Source organism: Planomicrobium okeanokoites (assembly GCF_003428875.1).
In the GTDB taxonomy this organism is placed as follows: Bacteria; Bacillota; Bacilli; order Bacillales_A; family Planococcaceae; genus Planococcus; species Planococcus okeanokoites.
In genome coordinates, this window is sequence record NZ_QQRS01000003.1 from 381613 (window position 1) to 397500 (window position 15888).

Genomic DNA, 15888 nt, shown 5'->3' on the forward strand with positions numbered 1-15888 from the left:
AATACCTTATGGCATATGCGAATAAAGAGAGTCTTTCATTTTAACGGGAACCCATAATCTGGTAAGCTGATTATTAAGAAAGTGGGGGAAGAAATGAAAAAAATAATAATCGTACTTTTTATTTTGGCTATGGCTCTTTTTCTTTCCGGCTGCCAGGAACAAGTGACGCCGGAAGACCGGTTAGCTGAATACATAGAACACTGGAATAATCTCGAATTTGGAGAGATGTATGAAATATATTTGAATGAAGGAACGAAAGCGGCTTACGGAACGGATGAATTCATTGACCGCCAGCAGAAACTTCATGAAGACCTTGGCATAGAGAACCTTGAAGTGACTTTTACGGAAGCTCCGGAAGATACTGAATGGGAACAGGAACAGCCGGCTGATTTTCCAGTGCAGGTGTCAATGGATACACTCGCGGGTCCAGTGGAATTTGAAGAAACCATGACTCTTCTGTATGAAGAAACGGAAGAAGCGGGAAATTGGTTTGTCGAGTGGACGCCTTCTTTCATTTTCCCGCAGCTTGAAGCCGGTGATCCGGTGCGCATCAACAGGCAGGCTGCAGCGAGAGGGGAATTGTATGACCGCAATGATCAGCCGCTCGCCGTCAATGGCACCGGCAGGTCAATCGGAGTTGTGCCTGAGAAATTCACAGATGCCGCTGATAAAGAACAGCTCGCTGAATTGCTCGGCATGTCTGTTGAAGAAATCGATCGGCAATTGGAGCAGGATTGGGTGCAGAATAACCTGAGCCAATTCGTGCCGCTCAGCAAAACATCGAATGACAACACGGAATTGCTTGAACAGGTGTTGGAAATTCCGGGAACCATGCATCAGGAAACCGCCATGCGTGAATATCCATATGGTGAAGCCCTGTCACATCTGATCGGGTACATCGGTCCGATTACGGCTGAGCAGTTGAGTGAGCTGCAGGAACAGGATTATACAGAAAATGATATGATCGGCCGGCAAGGGCTCGAACGCCAATTGGAAGATCGGCTGCGCGGTGAAGATGGCATGCGCATCTATATCGACAAAGAGGAGGAACAGATCACCGTCGCAGAAAAGCAGGCTGTGGACGGGGAAAAAATCCAATTGACCATCGATGCTGAATTGCAACAGGTTGCTTATGAATCGATGGACGGCGAAGCGGGAACATCTGCAGCTGTCGATTCGGAGACAGGAGAAACGCTGGTGCTTCTAAGTTCGCCGGGCTTTAATCCAAGCGAATTCATGCTGGGCATGAGTGGTGAACGCTACGAGGAGTTAAAAGAAGATCCTTTGATGCCGCTATATAACCGATTTGCCCAAAGCTATGCCCCGGGATCGACGATAAAACCGGTAACTGCTGCAATCGGCCTTGAAGCAGGAACCCTCGACCCGTCGGAAGGACTGACGATCGAGGGTGAGACATGGCAAAAAGATGATTGGGGAGGCTACGAAGTGACGCGAGTCCATCCGGAAGCACCCAATCCGATTGATTTGAATAAGGCGCTTGTTTATTCGGATAATATCTATTTTGCGAGACAAGCGCTGGAAATGGGAAGAAGCACGTTAGTGGAAGGATTGGAAAACTTCGCTTTTGGTGAAGAAATCCCGTATCCGCTCGCGTTGCAGTCTTCACAAATATCGAATGATGGAAACATCTCTTCTGAAGGGCAGCAGGCGGACACCTCATTCGGACAGGGGCAGATGCTGGCGAATATTCTTCACTTGGCATCGGTGTACCAGCCGTTTCTGACAGATGGCGTCATGCATGAACCGACGCTGCTGCTTGAAGAAGAAGATGCGCAAGTCTGGAAGGACGGATTGGTTTCAGCGGAGAATGCGGAAATACTTCGCACCGACTTGCGGAACGTGGTGGTTGATGGATTCGCACAAGAGGCGAATCTTGAAAATATTCCGCTGGCCGGCAAAACCGGTACCGCTGAGCTGAAGGCAGCTGGCGAAGAAAGCGGACAGGAAAATGGGTTCTTCATTGCTTACGATTCCGCTAATCCCGAATTCATCATCGCCATGATGATTGAAGATGTGGGGGACAATGACGGAAGCGCCTATGTAGCCGGCATGGTCGGTGAGACATTCGAACAGTTCTACCAATAAAACAGTGATCGCCACCTTATATTAAGGTGGCGATTTTTTCATGATTATAGAAGAATTTCAACTCAGGCTTTATATGTTTGTCAAAAAAACAGCATTAAAGCAGGTTTTTTGATGCTTTCAGAGAATACTATATTTAGGAGGATTTTAGTTCGTTTTGGTTTGATTAAGAATGGGAAGAAGGGGGAAAGCGTGAAGAAGACTTGGTGGAAGGAAGCAGTGGTCTACCAGATTTATACGCGGAGTTTTAAGGATACAAGCGGTGATGGGATAGGGGATTTGAATGGCGTCACCGAAAAGCTGAATTATCTGCAAAGTTTAGGAGTGGATATCCTTTGGCTTTGCCCGATGTATAAGTCCCCTAATGTCGACAACGGTTATGACGTCAGTGATTACCGGGAGATCATGGCTGAAATGGGGACGATGCAAGATTTTGATAACATGCTGGCAGAAATCCATTCCCGGGGTATGAAGCTGATTTTGGATCTGGTCTTGAACCATACAAGCGATCAGCATCCCTGGTTTCATGAATCCAAATCGTCCAAGGATAATCCGAAACGCGACTGGTATATTTGGCGCGACAAGCCTACTAATTGGGAAAGCATATTCGGGGGGCCGGCATGGACATTCGATCCGAAAACCAACCAGTATTATTTGCATCTATATACCAAAAACCAGGTGGATCTGAATTGGGAGAATCCCGAAGTACGGAGGGAACTGTACGATATGATCATTTGGTGGATTGAGAAAGGCGTAGACGGTTTCCGAGTGGATGCCATCAATCACCTCAAAAAAGATTTAACGGATATGCCAAATCCCGAAGGCAAAAATTATGTGCCGGCATGGAGAAAAATGACGAATGTTGAAGGTATACAGGATTTTCTTAAGGAGTTACGCGATGAGACCTTCGCGAAATATGATGTTGTGACAGTGGGTGAAGCAAATAGTATCAGAGCCCATGAATTGGCTGAATGGATAAGTGAAGATGAAGGGAAATTCAATATGATTTTCAGTCTTGAGGCCCATGAAAACTGGAACCAGGATCTCGATGCAGATCATAATGTAATGACCATCAAAAAGATTTTGGATCGTTGGCAGCGCAGCGCACAAGGCATCGCATGGAACTCCCTCTATCTCGAAAATCATGACCGGCCGAGAACCGTATCAACCTGGGGAGATGACCGGAATTATTGGCGGGAAAGTGCCACCGCCCTTGCCTGTATGTACTTTTTTATGCAGGGTACGCCGTTTATTTATCAAGGACAGGAAATCGGCATGACAAATGTTCCGTTTGATGATATTAAAAAGTACCGTGATATTGAAACAAAGAACTTCTATCGATATAAACGGATGCAGGGTGTTCCGCATGAAGAATTGATGGAAGCGATCAAAAAAGTCAGCCGGGACAATGCCCGCACCCCGATGCAATGGCATGACGGCACCAATGCGGGCTTTACTGTTGGCAAGCCGTGGATTGATCTGAATCCCAATTATAATTGGTTGAACGTCGAGGCCCAAACAGTAGATGACCGATCGATTTTATCTTTTTACAAGAAAATGATTGTATTGCGCAAGAGCCGGGAATGTCTTTTATACGGCAGTACAAAACTTGCTGAAACAGATTGTCCGGACGTATACGCCTATATCCGTGAATACGAAAATACCCGGATTCTTGTGGTTTCCCATTTGGACAGTGACGGCTGCCACTGGTCGCTGAGGGAAAAAGGGCAGCTTCTTTTAGCGAATTATACTGAGTTTATGGAGCAGAAACTGCAGCCTTATGAAGCCCGTGTTTATTTATTGGAATAAAAGAAGGATGTAAAAAAATGAAATTGGAGGAGAGCGGCAATTGTATTATAAGGAGCAATATGTATTTAAAGGGGAAGAAATTTCAAAAGCGGTCATACGGAATTACGGGGAAGCGGACTTTGAAGCGCTGATCAATATACAAAGGGAATGTTTTCCTCCGCCTTTTCCTGATGAGCTGCTGTGGAACCGGGAGCAGTTGTTGAGTCATCTTGCACATTATCCGGAAGGGGCGCTGTGCATAGAGATCGAAGGGGAACTCGCGGGGTCATTGACCGGGATGCTAGTGGGAGATGATGATGATGATTCCAATTCACATAACTGGGAACAAGTGACGGACAGCGGTTATATCAGAACTCATGAACCAGAAGGCAAGAACTTTTATATAGTGGATATCGGCATCAGGCCATTGTACCGGAAGATGGAGCTCGGCAAGCTCTTGCTGCAGGCAGCTTATGAACGAGTGATTGAAGACCGTCTGGAGCGGGTGATCGGCGGTGGCCGAATGCCTGGATATAAACGGGTTTCGAGCAGAATGACTGCCGAGAAGTATGCCGAAAAAGTTTTGACCGGTGAATTGAAAGACCCAGTCATCACTTTTCTGATGCGCAGCGGGAGAACCCCGGTTAAGTTGGTGAAAAATTATCTGGATGATGAAGATTCGGGAAATTACGCTTTATTGATGGAATGGAAGAATCCGTTTGTTGCGTACGAAAGTCAATAAAGACGGTGGAATTGGAAAAGGGACGCTCCCGATATCGTATCGAGGCGCCCCTTTGTTTGTTTTAAGGTAACATTTATATAGCTTGATTCAATTTTTCAACCCTTCAGAAAGGGGAATCATTTCCGTTGAAAGTATTTGCTTTCAGTGCCGCGGTCAGTGTTCCACTGGGTGCTTTCTAACTTAAGCAACGTAAACCCTACCTTCTTTTACGTCCTTGCGATCCTTAAATCGCGCCAGTGTGAATAAGTATTCTCAAAAACATTAATGTAGAATGCCAGATTATCAAATATACCAGTTACCTCTGTGTTAACTTAAATATTATTGCACAGAAGACGTGTTTTTGTCAAATTTAACTCTTTTAATTGGGATGCTGGTTGGCTTTCGTTTTTGAAATGGGTCTAATAGGGTATAATTAATTGAACTTATGAATAGCGGAAGAAGGAGATCAAATGCAAAATACGAATTATGCGGATGACAGTCTGGCTCTGCACACCGATTTATACCAGATCAATATGGTGGAAGCCTATTGGGCGGATGGCATGCATGAACGAAAAGCAGTTTTTGAGCTGTTTTTCCGGAAATTGCCGTTCGGCAACGGCTATGCTATTTTTGCCGGATTGGAGCGGGTGCTGGAGTACCTCAGAAACTTTAAATTCTCGGAATCGGATCTCGCGTATCTCAAAGAAGTGGGCTATAAAGAAGATTTTCTGGATTATCTGAAATCCATCAAATTTACTGGAGCTGTCCATTCGGTTGTGGAAGGTGAGTTGGTTTTCCAGAATGAACCTTTGATCCGCATCGAAAGCACGTTGGCGGAAGCGCAATTGATTGAAACGGCTTTACTCAACATCGTTAATTACCAGACATTGATCGCAACTAAAGCCAGCCGGATCAAACAGATTGTAAAAGATGACCGTGTCATGGAATTCGGCACACGGCGCGCACAGGAAATGGATGCGGCAATCTGGGGGTCGCGCGCTGCCTTCATCGGCGGACTGGAAGCGACAAGCAACGTCCGCGCTGGCAAGCTTTTCGGAATCCCTGTTGCCGGCACCCATGCCCATTCAATGGTGCAGGCTTATAAAGATGAATACGAAGCCTTCCATGCTTATGCGAAGCGCCACAGAAAATGCGTTTTCCTAGTGGATACATATGACACTTTAAAATCGGGTCTGCCCATTGCGATCCAAGTGGCCAAAGAACTTGGAGATCAAATCGACTTCCAGGGCATTCGCCTGGACAGCGGCGATATTGCGTTCCTTTCTAAAGAAGCGAGGAAAATGCTGGATGAAGCAGGTTTCCCGGACGCTGAAATCGTCGTGTCAAATGATCTGGACGAATACACCATCCTGAATCTGAAAGCGCAAGGAGCGCAAGTCGATTCATGGGGGATCGGAACAAAGCTGATTACAGCTTATGATCAGCCTGCGCTAGGAGCCGTTTATAAAATTGTTGCGATTGAAAACGAAGAAGGCCAGATGGAAGATACCATAAAAATTTCCGGCAATGCCGAAAAAGTCACTACACCCGGACTGAAAAAAGTTTATCGGATCATAGACAGGGAAAACGGGAAATCAGAAGGGGATTATATCACGATGGTGGACGAAGATCCGGAATCCGAAGAACGTTTGAAGATGTTCCATCCGGTCCATACTTTTGTTTCAAAATTCGTTACCAATTTCGATGCCGTGAATATCCATACACAAGTCGTGAAAGATGGAGAAATCACCTATGAATACCCTTCAGTCCAGGAAATCCAGGATTATTCCAAAAAGAGCCTCGATCTTCTTTGGGATGAGTATAAACGTTCATTGAATCCTGAAGAGTATCCGGTCGATCTCAGCCAGAAATGCTGGGACAATAAAATGCGCAATATCCAGGAAGTCCGTGATTCCATTCAAAGTTTCTCAAAACGATAGGAGGATTTTACATGACAGAACTGCAGCAGCAAATCATTGATGAAATGAAAGTTCAGCCAGAAATCAATCCGAGCGAGGAAATAGACCGAACTATTTCATTCCTGAAAGAGTATTTGAAGAAACATCCCTTCCTTGAAGGGTACGTACTCGGCATATCAGGCGGCCAGGATTCGACGCTGGTTGGAAAAATGGCTCAAATGGCTGTCGATCAACTGAATGAGGAAACCGGAAGCGATAAATACGGTTTCTACGCAGTCCGTCTGCCTTACGGAGAACAATTTGACGAACACGATGCACAGGATGCGTTGAAGTTCATCAATCCGACTAAAACTTACACCATCAATATCAAAGAAGCTGTCGATGCAAGTGACCGCGCCTTGGAACAGGCGGGAATCGAATTGACGGATTTTATCAAAGGCAATGAAAAAGCGAGAGAACGCATGAAAGCCCAGTATTCCGTAGCCGCTATGCACAATGCTGTCGTGCTCGGAACGGACCATGCAGCTGAAGCGATCACCGGTTTCTATACAAAACATGGGGACGGTGCTGCGGATCTCACACCCCTTTTCCGTCTGAACAAAAGACAGGGCAAGCAATTATTGAAAGAATTGGGAAGTCCGGAGCATCTCTATAATAAGATTCCGACTGCCGATCTTGAAGAAGACAAGCCCGCCATTCCTGATGAAGTGGCACTTGGCATAACATATGATATGATCGATGATTATCTGGAAGGCAAGAAAATACCCGATGAAGCCCGTGAGAAATTGGAAGGTTATTATCTGAAGACGCAGCATAAGCGCAAACTTCCGATTACGGTCTTCGACGATTTCTGGAAATAAATATTAAAGATGAAAAGTCCTCTCAGCGAGGGCTTTTCTTTATGAGAAAATGCCTGCCCGCGGTGACTGCACAGTTGAGTTATTGCTCATAATTCGTTATGCTAATGAGTAAGAATGTGACAATTCAAAATATTTTTGTCACCCATTGGGGGAAAAGATGATGAATCCAAAAGAACAATTAAACAAAGTTATCGATAATATCGAGAAAGTCATAATCGGCAAGCGTGACATTGCCGAACTGAGTATGGTGGCAATGCTGTCCCATGGACATGTTTTGCTGGAAGATGTGCCGGGTGTCGGCAAAACCATGCTGGTCAGGGCGTTGGCGAAATCAGTCGGTGCCGACTTTAAGCGTATCCAGTTCACTCCGGATTTATTGCCTTCAGATGTAGTCGGCGTTTCAATCTATAATCCGAAAGATATGGAATTCAATTTCCGCCCGGGTCCGATTATGGGCAATATCATTTTAGCCGATGAAATTAACCGTACCTCCCCAAAAACCCAATCTTCTCTGCTCGAAGCAATGGAAGAAGCTTCCGTTACCATCGATGGCGTCACTATGCAGATTCCCAAACCGTTTTTCGTCATGGCCACACAGAATCCGATTGAATATGAAGGGACATATCCACTGCCGGAAGCGCAATTGGATCGTTTTCTTCTGAAAATTAAAATGGGTTATCCTACTTCGAAAGAAGAAATGGAAGTCTTGAACCGTTCACAGCTTTCCGTTCCGATCGAAGAATTGCAGTCAGTCATTACACTCGAAGAATTGCTTGAATTACAGCGCGAAGCCAAAAATGTCAAAGTGGATGAAACGATCCGCAGCTATATCGTCGATCTTGCGCGGCAAACCCGAAATGATCCATATGTCTATTTAGGTGTAAGCCCACGAGGTTCGATCGCTTTGATGAAGTCCGCCCAAGCCTATGCTTTACTGCGGGGCCGGGATTTCGTGACGCCGGATGATGTCCAGTACCTGGCGAAATTTGTTTTTGGCCACCGCATCATGCTCCGTTCCGAAGCCCGCTATGACGGAATTTCGGCGGAAGAAATTACGGAACGCATCTTAACGAAAACAAAAGTGCCTGTCCAAAGGCTAGTCGGCCAATGAAACAAATCAAAAAAGCCCTCTCTCTTTGGGGCAGGATAATATTTGTTGTTTTTATCCTGTTGCTCACTTTTTCATTTGCGATGTTCCAGGGCGGTTTCGTCAGCTGGTTCATCTTTTACATGGCCTTGCCGTTTGTGCTGTATTCGCTGCTGCTGATTTTCTATCCGCTGCAGGATATTGAAATGACCCGCCAAATCCATACTGCACAAATCAGAAGAGGCCAGAAGTATTCAGCGACAGTGCATTTCAAACGGAAATTGTCTTTTCCTCTTCTATATACAGTACTGACCGAAAAAACGAACTCTATCGCTTTGCGAAAACGGAATCCTGCGGATAATCGGACAATGTTTATGCCCGGTTTCCGAAAATCCCATACGTGGCGCTATGAAATCGACGATATGCCGAGAGGCGAGCACGTGCTGGAAGGTATTGAACTCGAAGTCGCAGATTTTTTTGGCTGGACCAAAAAAACAAAAATGTTTCCATTGAAACAGACGATCCTCGTTTATCCTAAAACGCATGATATTCCGTACCGGGCAATTGAATCCAGTTATGATCAGGGAGCGATGGCCGCTCCGCATACATTGGTGAAGGATACGACCATGGCTACCGGAATCCGCGATTACCAGCCGGGGGATCGGGTTTCCTGGATCCACTGGAAATCATTTGCGCGGACGCAAACCCTGCGCACCAAGGAATTCGAAGACCGGCAAGCCGAAGATCTATTTTTGCTGGATGATCGTAAACCGTCCGATAAATTTGAACTCCAGGTTGAACTCACTGCTTCTTTATTGCAGTCGATTGTGAGAGCAAATTCAAGCGTCGCTTATTTATCAATCGGCAGCACCCTTGATTCGTTTCCGGTCATCCATTCAGAAAGCCATTTGCAGCGTGTCATGTATCACTTGACGAAAATCCTGCCGGATCTTGATCGGCCGGCTGAAGAAGTAGTCAGCAGAGATCTTCAACAAATACGGGCTACCACTATAATCTACGTTACAACTAAATTGACCGTGGAAATGGTCGAAGCTATTCGAAGAAATGTTAAGAATCTCAATACTTGCATGTGCCTTGTGCTGTCCAATAAAGGCGAGAAATTTGACAAGGCAGATGAAGCTGCCCATCAATTCGCAGTTTCAAAGGGCTTTATCGTAAAACTTGTAGCACCGGAGAATTTCGCTTCGGTCTTTACGGAGGTGGGCCGCAAATGAATTCCATTCGTAAAAATAAGGCGTTCATGGCGATTTTGTATATCTTGGTTTTCCTCTTATTGGCGGAATGGCTCACTCCGGTCATCACTTTGACCGATACCGGCCATAAACCGCTGTTTCTGATTTTTATCGCCATCAGCTTGCTCATGGCATTCTTGCACGTGCACTGGACCATAGCCGCTGGCGTTAAAATGGTCTACATCATGTGGTTTCTGATCTATGTCTATACTGAGGCGACTATTTTCTCGTTTGAAGCTCTCGGTTTTATCCTGGATGACCTGCAAATAAATATAGCGGCGTTATTTGCCCAGGACTGGGCACAAACCACCGATATATTCAGGACGGTATTATTCTTCAGTTTATTATGGATGGCGGTTTACCTGATCCATTATTGGGTCAGTTTCCGTTTAAGCATCTTCCTATTTTATATTCTAACGGTTATTTTTATTGCGGTACTTGATACATTCAGCCCTTATAACGGGGATACTGCAATCATACGCATCATGGTCGTTGGCCTGATGCTTGCAGGCTTGCTTCATTTGGCGAGATGGCTTGAGGGCCACCGGATCAATGAAACAATCGAGCGCCTCGCGGGTTTCATCATCCCATTATTTGTCATGGTGGCGGTTTCTACGGCACTTGCCCTTTATTTGCCTAAAGCGGGCCCGCTATGGCCGGACCCTGTGCCGTATATCACTTCTTTTTCTGGAGAAGGCGGACCTGGACCGGCTGCAGTTGGACGCATCGGCTACGGAGTAGATGATTCTGAACTGGGGGGATCATTTCTTGGTGACGACACCCCAGCTTTTCGTGCCGAAGTGGAAGATGGGCAATACTGGAAAGTAGAAACGAAAGATACTTACACTACCAAAGGCTGGGAATTGAGTGAGCCTGTCAGTGAACCGGTTCTTTACAGTAATGGTGATTTAATAGAAACAGAATTTGAACCGGGAACGGAAGATGATTCGCAGAACGCGGTACTGGAAATGGAGCAGGATTTTCCGTTTGTCCTTTATCCATATGGAATAGAATCCATCCAGATGAATGGCGAGATCCGCTATAGTTATTCAGCGGTTGACCAAAAAATTGAGCCATTATTGAGCGGTGCGCCTTTCGAGCCTGATGACGTTGAGCTTCAATTCAATGAACCATCTTACAGTCTGACCGGCCTCCGGGAATCGACCGTCGATAAATTGGCCGAACTGCCGCCTGAATTTGACCGCTACAAACAGCTGCCCGAAGAATTGCCGCAGCGAGTCAGGGATCTGGCTCAGGAAATTACGATGAATTCGGAAACCGTCTACGATAAAGCCCGCGCTGTCGAAGACTATTTTGAAAGAAATGACTTCGAATACAGTCTGACGAATATACCGGTGCCTGAAGAAGATCAAGATTACGTGGATCAATTTTTATTCGAAACCAAACGTGGCTATTGTGATAACTTTTCCACTTCCATGGTCGTATTGCTGCGGAGTTTGGATATACCTGCCCGTTGGGTGAAAGGCTTCAACGAGGGTGTGCAGGTAGACAGCAATGGTGAAACTGAAGTTTACGAAGTCACAAATAATAATGCCCATTCCTGGGTGGAAGCATATATGCCCGGAGTAGGCTGGATGCTGTTTGAGCCGACAATCGGCTTCACCGGATCTTCACAGATTGATTTTGACTTGGATATCGAAACATCAGATCCAGAAGAACAGGAACTGCCTGAGCGTCCGCAGCAACCGGAGCTTGAGGAAGAAGATGAAGAGGCGGCTGCATCTGCCGGGTCGGATGGTCCGAGTCTGTGGGACCGGTTCGGCGAATATGCGGCAGATAATAAAGGCTCTATTTTCCTGGGAATGGCCGCATTTGTTTTGCTGTCAATTGTCTTGTTTTTGAAGCGCCAAAGGTGGCTGCCAAAAATATTGGTGCCGTATTACCGAAGAAGAAATGGCAAGCAGACTTTTGAGAAGGCCTATCTCCGATTGCTGAAGCAACTGGATCTCTACGGGATCAAAAGGGAAGATGGACAGACGTTGATGTCTTATGCCAGATATATCGATTCTTTCTTTGGTACTAAGGAAATGACCCGCCTGACGGCTTCCTATGAACAATCTGTCTACGGAGGCCGCCCCGAAACTGTGGAATGGCGCGAATTGAAGGAAAGTTGGGAAAACTTAATCAATCGCACAACCAGTTGATTTTGGGCGGGCTAACTTGTACAATTGAGAAAATTATAAAGTACAGGTGCCCTCATATATGTCCGGTGATATGGATCGGATGTCTCTACCAAGTCCCCGGAAATGACTTGACTATGAAGGCGGATGCCGCATGCAATTTTTTGCATGGGGCTTCGCCTTTTTGATGTAGAGCAAAAGAACGCGAGGAGCTTTTTCGCGTTCTTTTATTATTTGTGCCGCCTGAAATCGATCAGAAGAGGTGAAGGTTTTGCCAGTCAGTCCAATGTTAAAAGAACAAAGTAAAATCGTCGTATTAGATTTCGGCAGTCAGTATAATCAGTTGATCACACGCCGAATTCGTGAGCTTGGCGTCTATAGTGAACTGCATCCACACACAGTCACAGCTGAAGAAATCAAGGAAATGAACGCTACCGGCATCATTTTTTCAGGTGGTCCGAATTCTGTATATGATAAAAATGCTTTTTCCATAGACGATGCGATTTTTGAAATGGGTCTTCCGATTCTGGGGATCTGCTACGGCATGCAGCTGATGGCTTTGCACTTGAAAGGCGACGTGAAAAAAGCGCAGAACCGTGAATACGGCAAAGCTGAATTGAAATTGGTGAAGGAAAGCAAATTGTTTTCCGGCTTGCCTGAAGAACAAATTGTCTGGATGAGCCACGGCGACCTGGTTACCGAAGCGCCTCCAGGTTTCGATGTCATCGGTACGAGCGCTGGCTGTCCAATTGCATCCATGGCAGATGAGTCACGTGGATTCTACGGTGTCCAATTCCATCCGGAAGTCCGCCATTCAATCTATGGCAATGAATTGCTTCGTCAATTCGTTTTCGAAATCTGCGGTATGAGCGCGGATTGGTCGATGGAGAATTACATCGAACTTGAAATCGAAAAGATCCGTGAAGAAGTCGGAGATAAAAAAGTTTTATGTGCCTTGAGCGGCGGAGTGGATTCTTCGGTTGTTGCAGTATTGATTCACCGGGCAATCGGGGACCAGCTGACTTGCATGTTCGTCGACCACGGACTGCTTCGTAAAGGCGAAGCGGAAAGCGTCATGAAAACTTTCGCTGACGGTTTTAACATGAACGTCATCAAAATCGATGCGCGCGACCGCTTCATGAACAAACTTGCAGGCGTGACGGATCCGGAACAAAAACGTAAAATCATTGGCAATGAATTCATCTATGTATTTGATGATGAAGCTTCCAAATTGGAAGGCATGGATTTCCTGGCCCAAGGAACTTTGTATACGGATATTATCGAGAGCGGCACGACAACTGCCCAGACGATTAAATCCCACCACAATGTCGGCGGACTGCCGGAAGACATGCAGTTCAAATTGATTGAACCACTGAATACTTTATTTAAAGATGAAGTGCGTGTCCTTGGCACAGAACTGGGTATGCCTGATGAAATCGTCTGGCGTCAGCCGTTCCCGGGACCAGGACTGGGTATCCGGATTATGGGAGCGGTCACTGAAGAAAAACTTGAAATCGTCCGCGAATCTGATTGGATTCTGCGCGATGAAATCAGCAAAGCTGGTTTGGACCGCGATATATGGCAATACTTTACCGTTCTTCCTGACATCCGCAGCGTCGGTGTCATGGGCGATGCGCGTACCTATGATTACGCAATCGGCATCCGTGCCGTAACATCGATAGACGGTATGACTTCTGACTGGGCCCGCATTCCTTGGGATGTCCTCGAGAAAATCAGTGTCAGATTGGTCAACGAAGTGGATCACATCAACCGTGTACTCTACGACATCACGAGCAAGCCGCCAGCAACCATTGAATGGGAATAAAAGCTGAATCACGAACTAAAAGTTAAAAACTTTAACCATTGTTCGTGATTAGCCTTGTTAGCTGCAGGGAGATGTGTTATTCTACAATAGAAATTAAATAACGCTGTCGTATAATGTCGGGGATATGGCCCGAAAGTTTCTACCGAGTTACCGTAAATGACTCGACTACGATTTAAGTCACGTTCCCATCTTTTTAAAGGGAGTCGGACTTTTTCTGAAATAATTATTTCAGAAATTAAAATCGAAGGGCGCATACGGCATTTTGCTGTATGCGTCCTTTTGTTTTAACTGCATTTTGCGGCAGCACGCGGAGGAAATAGAAAAAATGAAGAAATATTTTCAGTTTGAAGAGCTTGGCACAAATTACCGCCGGGAATTTATTGGCGGTTTAACAACCTTCTTGGCAATGGCTTATATCCTGGTAGTCAACCCGTTGACATTGACTTTGGCTTCGGTGCCTGACCTGCCCGATTCGATGCGTATGGATTACGGAGCTGTCTTCATGGCTACGGCTTTGGCTGCTGCAATTGGTTCGATATTGATGGGAGTGTTGGCGAAATACCCTATTGCTCTAGCGCCAGGAATGGGATTGAATGCATTCTTCGCGTATACGGTTATTTTAACTTACGGGATTCCTTGGCAGACTGCCTTAACCGGCGTGCTTTTTTCAGGTGTCATTTTTGTCCTTTTAACATTAACGGGCGTTCGTGAAACGATCATTAATGCAATTCCTGCAGAATTGAAGTATGCAGTGGGTGCTGGGATCGGTCTTTACATCACTTTTATCGGGCTTCAAAATGCTGAGATCATCGTTGGCAATCCGGATACAATGGTAGGAATCGGCGATTTGACGAATCCTTCCACACTGCTTGCCATTTTCGGTTTATTTGTAACTGTCATCTTCATGGTCCGTGGATTTAAAGGCGGCATCTTCTTCGGAATCTTGATTGCTGCCGTGGTTGGAATGATTTTCGGAGTCGTCAATTTGCCGAGTGCTGTTATTGATTTGAACGTCCCAAGTATGGGTTCGACATTCGGTGTAGCTCTTGAACCGATCTTCAATGATTTCGGATCTCTGATGACTATTGAGTTTCTGGTCGTGGTATTAACTTTCCTGTTTGTCGATTTCTTTGATACAGCCGGAACTTTAGTTGCTGTTGCAAATCAGGCAGGTTTGATGAAAGACAATAAATTACCGAGAGCAGGCAAAGCTCTTCTGGCTGATTCTATTGCGACTGTTGGTGGCGCGATTTTTGGTACGTCGACTACTACATCCTATATCGAATCGACTTCCGGAGTTGCGGCAGGAGCCCGTTCAGGATTTGCTTCTGTTGTCACCGGCGTCCTGTTCCTGGTAGCGATCCTCTTTTATCCGCTGCTTGAAGTTATCACTAGTGCGGTCACTGCGCCGGCTTTGATAATCGTGGGTGTGCTGATGGTATCTTCATTGGGGCTGATTGACTGGAGCCGTTTCGAAATCGCTGTCCCAGCGTTCCTGACGATGATTGCTATGCCTTTGGGCTATAGTATCGCGACCGGGATTGCAATCGGATTTATTTTCTATCCGATTACAATGATAGCTGCAGGGAAAGGGAAGCAAGTCCACCCGATTATGTACGGACTGTTTGTAATATTTGTTCTGTACTTTATTTTCCTCGCTTAAGTGATGAGCTTAATGAGAGTGAAAGCCCGCCAAATTTTTGGCGGGCTTTTTCAATGGCGATATTATATATAGAAGAAAGTCAAAAATTCCAGTTTGAGAATATGAGCTAGAAATTATCGGCTAATATTTATAACCCCATTACAAATGAGTTGGAAGTATAGTGCGCTGACCGTTTATAGAAATGAGGTGCTGGCGACAAAGAGCAGTTCTTAGTCAGAAGGAAGGCGCAGAATTGCAGTTATTTAAAACTCCGTCATTGCTTTGCATGTAAAGGAAATTATTCCTTTCAAAGTTGTAACTCTATTGTAATTTTATTGTGTGAAAATTCTGTTATAATTAATGCAGTGACACCCTAAAGAAACTTTAATGTTTTTGTTGACATGTTATATGTCAGCTGGTATATTAATAAAGTCGCCAATGAGCGCGGCGTTAAATTTCAAACTTGAACCTTGAAAACTGAACAGCAAAACGTCAATAAACAACTTACTGATCAGTGCAAACAGATCAAAGCGAATCGTGCGTTCTTCG

Annotated in this window: 10 protein-coding genes and 2 riboswitches; all 10 genes read left to right on the forward strand. The window is 45.5% G+C overall.

Annotated features, from left to right (window positions below; genetic code table 11):
- Positions 1-93 precede the first annotated feature (93 nt).
- Entirely contained in the window at positions 94-2106 is a 2013-nt protein-coding gene (locus tag D2910_RS09820; protein ID WP_117313376.1) for a penicillin-binding transpeptidase domain-containing protein, read from the forward strand.
- 189 nt (positions 2107-2295) lie between these two features.
- Positions 2296-3912 carry a glycoside hydrolase family 13 protein gene (locus tag D2910_RS09825; RefSeq protein ID WP_165850167.1) on the forward strand — a complete coding sequence of 539 codons (1617 nt, stop codon included), beginning with the start codon at positions 2296-2298 and terminating at the stop codon, positions 3910-3912.
- Positions 3913-3952: 40 nt separating this feature from the next.
- Entirely contained in the window at positions 3953-4633 is a 681-nt protein-coding gene (locus D2910_RS09830; RefSeq protein ID WP_117313378.1) for a GNAT family N-acetyltransferase, read from the forward strand.
- A gap of 449 nt (positions 4634-5082) precedes the next feature.
- Positions 5083-6552 (forward strand): nicotinate phosphoribosyltransferase, encoded by a 1470-nt coding sequence (locus D2910_RS09835; protein ID WP_117313379.1) that lies wholly within the window; start codon positions 5083-5085, stop codon positions 6550-6552.
- 11 nt (positions 6553-6563) lie between these two features.
- Positions 6564-7391, forward strand: a complete 828-nt coding sequence (nadE, locus tag D2910_RS09840; protein WP_084242633.1) for an ammonia-dependent NAD(+) synthetase — start codon at positions 6564-6566, stop codon at positions 7389-7391.
- Between the two features lie 160 nt (positions 7392-7551).
- The gene (locus D2910_RS09845; protein ID WP_117313380.1) at positions 7552-8502 is read left to right on the forward strand and encodes an AAA family ATPase; all 951 of its coding nucleotides are present in this window, start codon (positions 7552-7554) and stop codon (positions 8500-8502) included.
- Positions 8499-9713, forward strand: coding sequence for a DUF58 domain-containing protein (locus D2910_RS09850; RefSeq protein ID WP_117313381.1), 1215 nt, complete (start codon positions 8499-8501; stop codon positions 9711-9713). The genes D2910_RS09845 and D2910_RS09850 overlap by 4 nt, the downstream gene beginning before the upstream one ends.
- On the forward strand, positions 9710-11896 hold the full coding sequence (locus D2910_RS09855) for a transglutaminase TgpA family protein (RefSeq protein WP_117313382.1): 2187 nt from the start codon (positions 9710-9712) through the stop codon (positions 11894-11896). Before D2910_RS09850 ends, D2910_RS09855 begins: the two co-directional genes overlap by 4 nt.
- Positions 11897-11928: 32 nt before the next feature.
- Positions 11929-12030, forward strand: a riboswitch (purine riboswitch).
- A gap of 128 nt (positions 12031-12158) precedes the next feature.
- Positions 12159-13697, forward strand: coding sequence for a glutamine-hydrolyzing GMP synthase (gene guaA / locus D2910_RS09860; RefSeq protein WP_117313405.1), 1539 nt, complete (start codon positions 12159-12161; stop codon positions 13695-13697).
- A gap of 86 nt (positions 13698-13783) precedes the next feature.
- Positions 13784-13885: riboswitch (purine riboswitch) on the forward strand.
- 137 nt (positions 13886-14022) lie between these two features.
- Positions 14023-15360, forward strand: a complete 1338-nt coding sequence (locus D2910_RS09865; protein ID WP_117313383.1) for an NCS2 family permease — start codon at positions 14023-14025, stop codon at positions 15358-15360.
- Positions 15361-15888 lie beyond the last annotated feature (528 nt).

Coding starts and splice junctions, on each gene's coding strand:
- D2910_RS09850 (WP_117313381.1), top strand. CDS start 8,499: ATGAAACAAATCAAAAAAGCCCTCTCTCTTTGGGGCAGGATAATATTT.
- D2910_RS09835 (WP_117313379.1), top strand. CDS start 5,083: ATGCAAAATACGAATTATGCGGATGACAGTCTGGCTCTGCACACCGAT.
- D2910_RS09820 (WP_117313376.1), top strand. CDS start 94: ATGAAAAAAATAATAATCGTACTTTTTATTTTGGCTATGGCTCTTTTT.
- guaA (WP_117313405.1), top strand. CDS start 12,159: ATGTTAAAAGAACAAAGTAAAATCGTCGTATTAGATTTCGGCAGTCAG.
- nadE (WP_084242633.1), top strand. CDS start 6,564: ATGACAGAACTGCAGCAGCAAATCATTGATGAAATGAAAGTTCAGCCA.
- D2910_RS09845 (WP_117313380.1), top strand. CDS start 7,552: ATGAATCCAAAAGAACAATTAAACAAAGTTATCGATAATATCGAGAAA.
- D2910_RS09865 (WP_117313383.1), top strand. CDS start 14,023: ATGAAGAAATATTTTCAGTTTGAAGAGCTTGGCACAAATTACCGCCGG.
- D2910_RS09855 (WP_117313382.1), top strand. CDS start 9,710: ATGAATTCCATTCGTAAAAATAAGGCGTTCATGGCGATTTTGTATATC.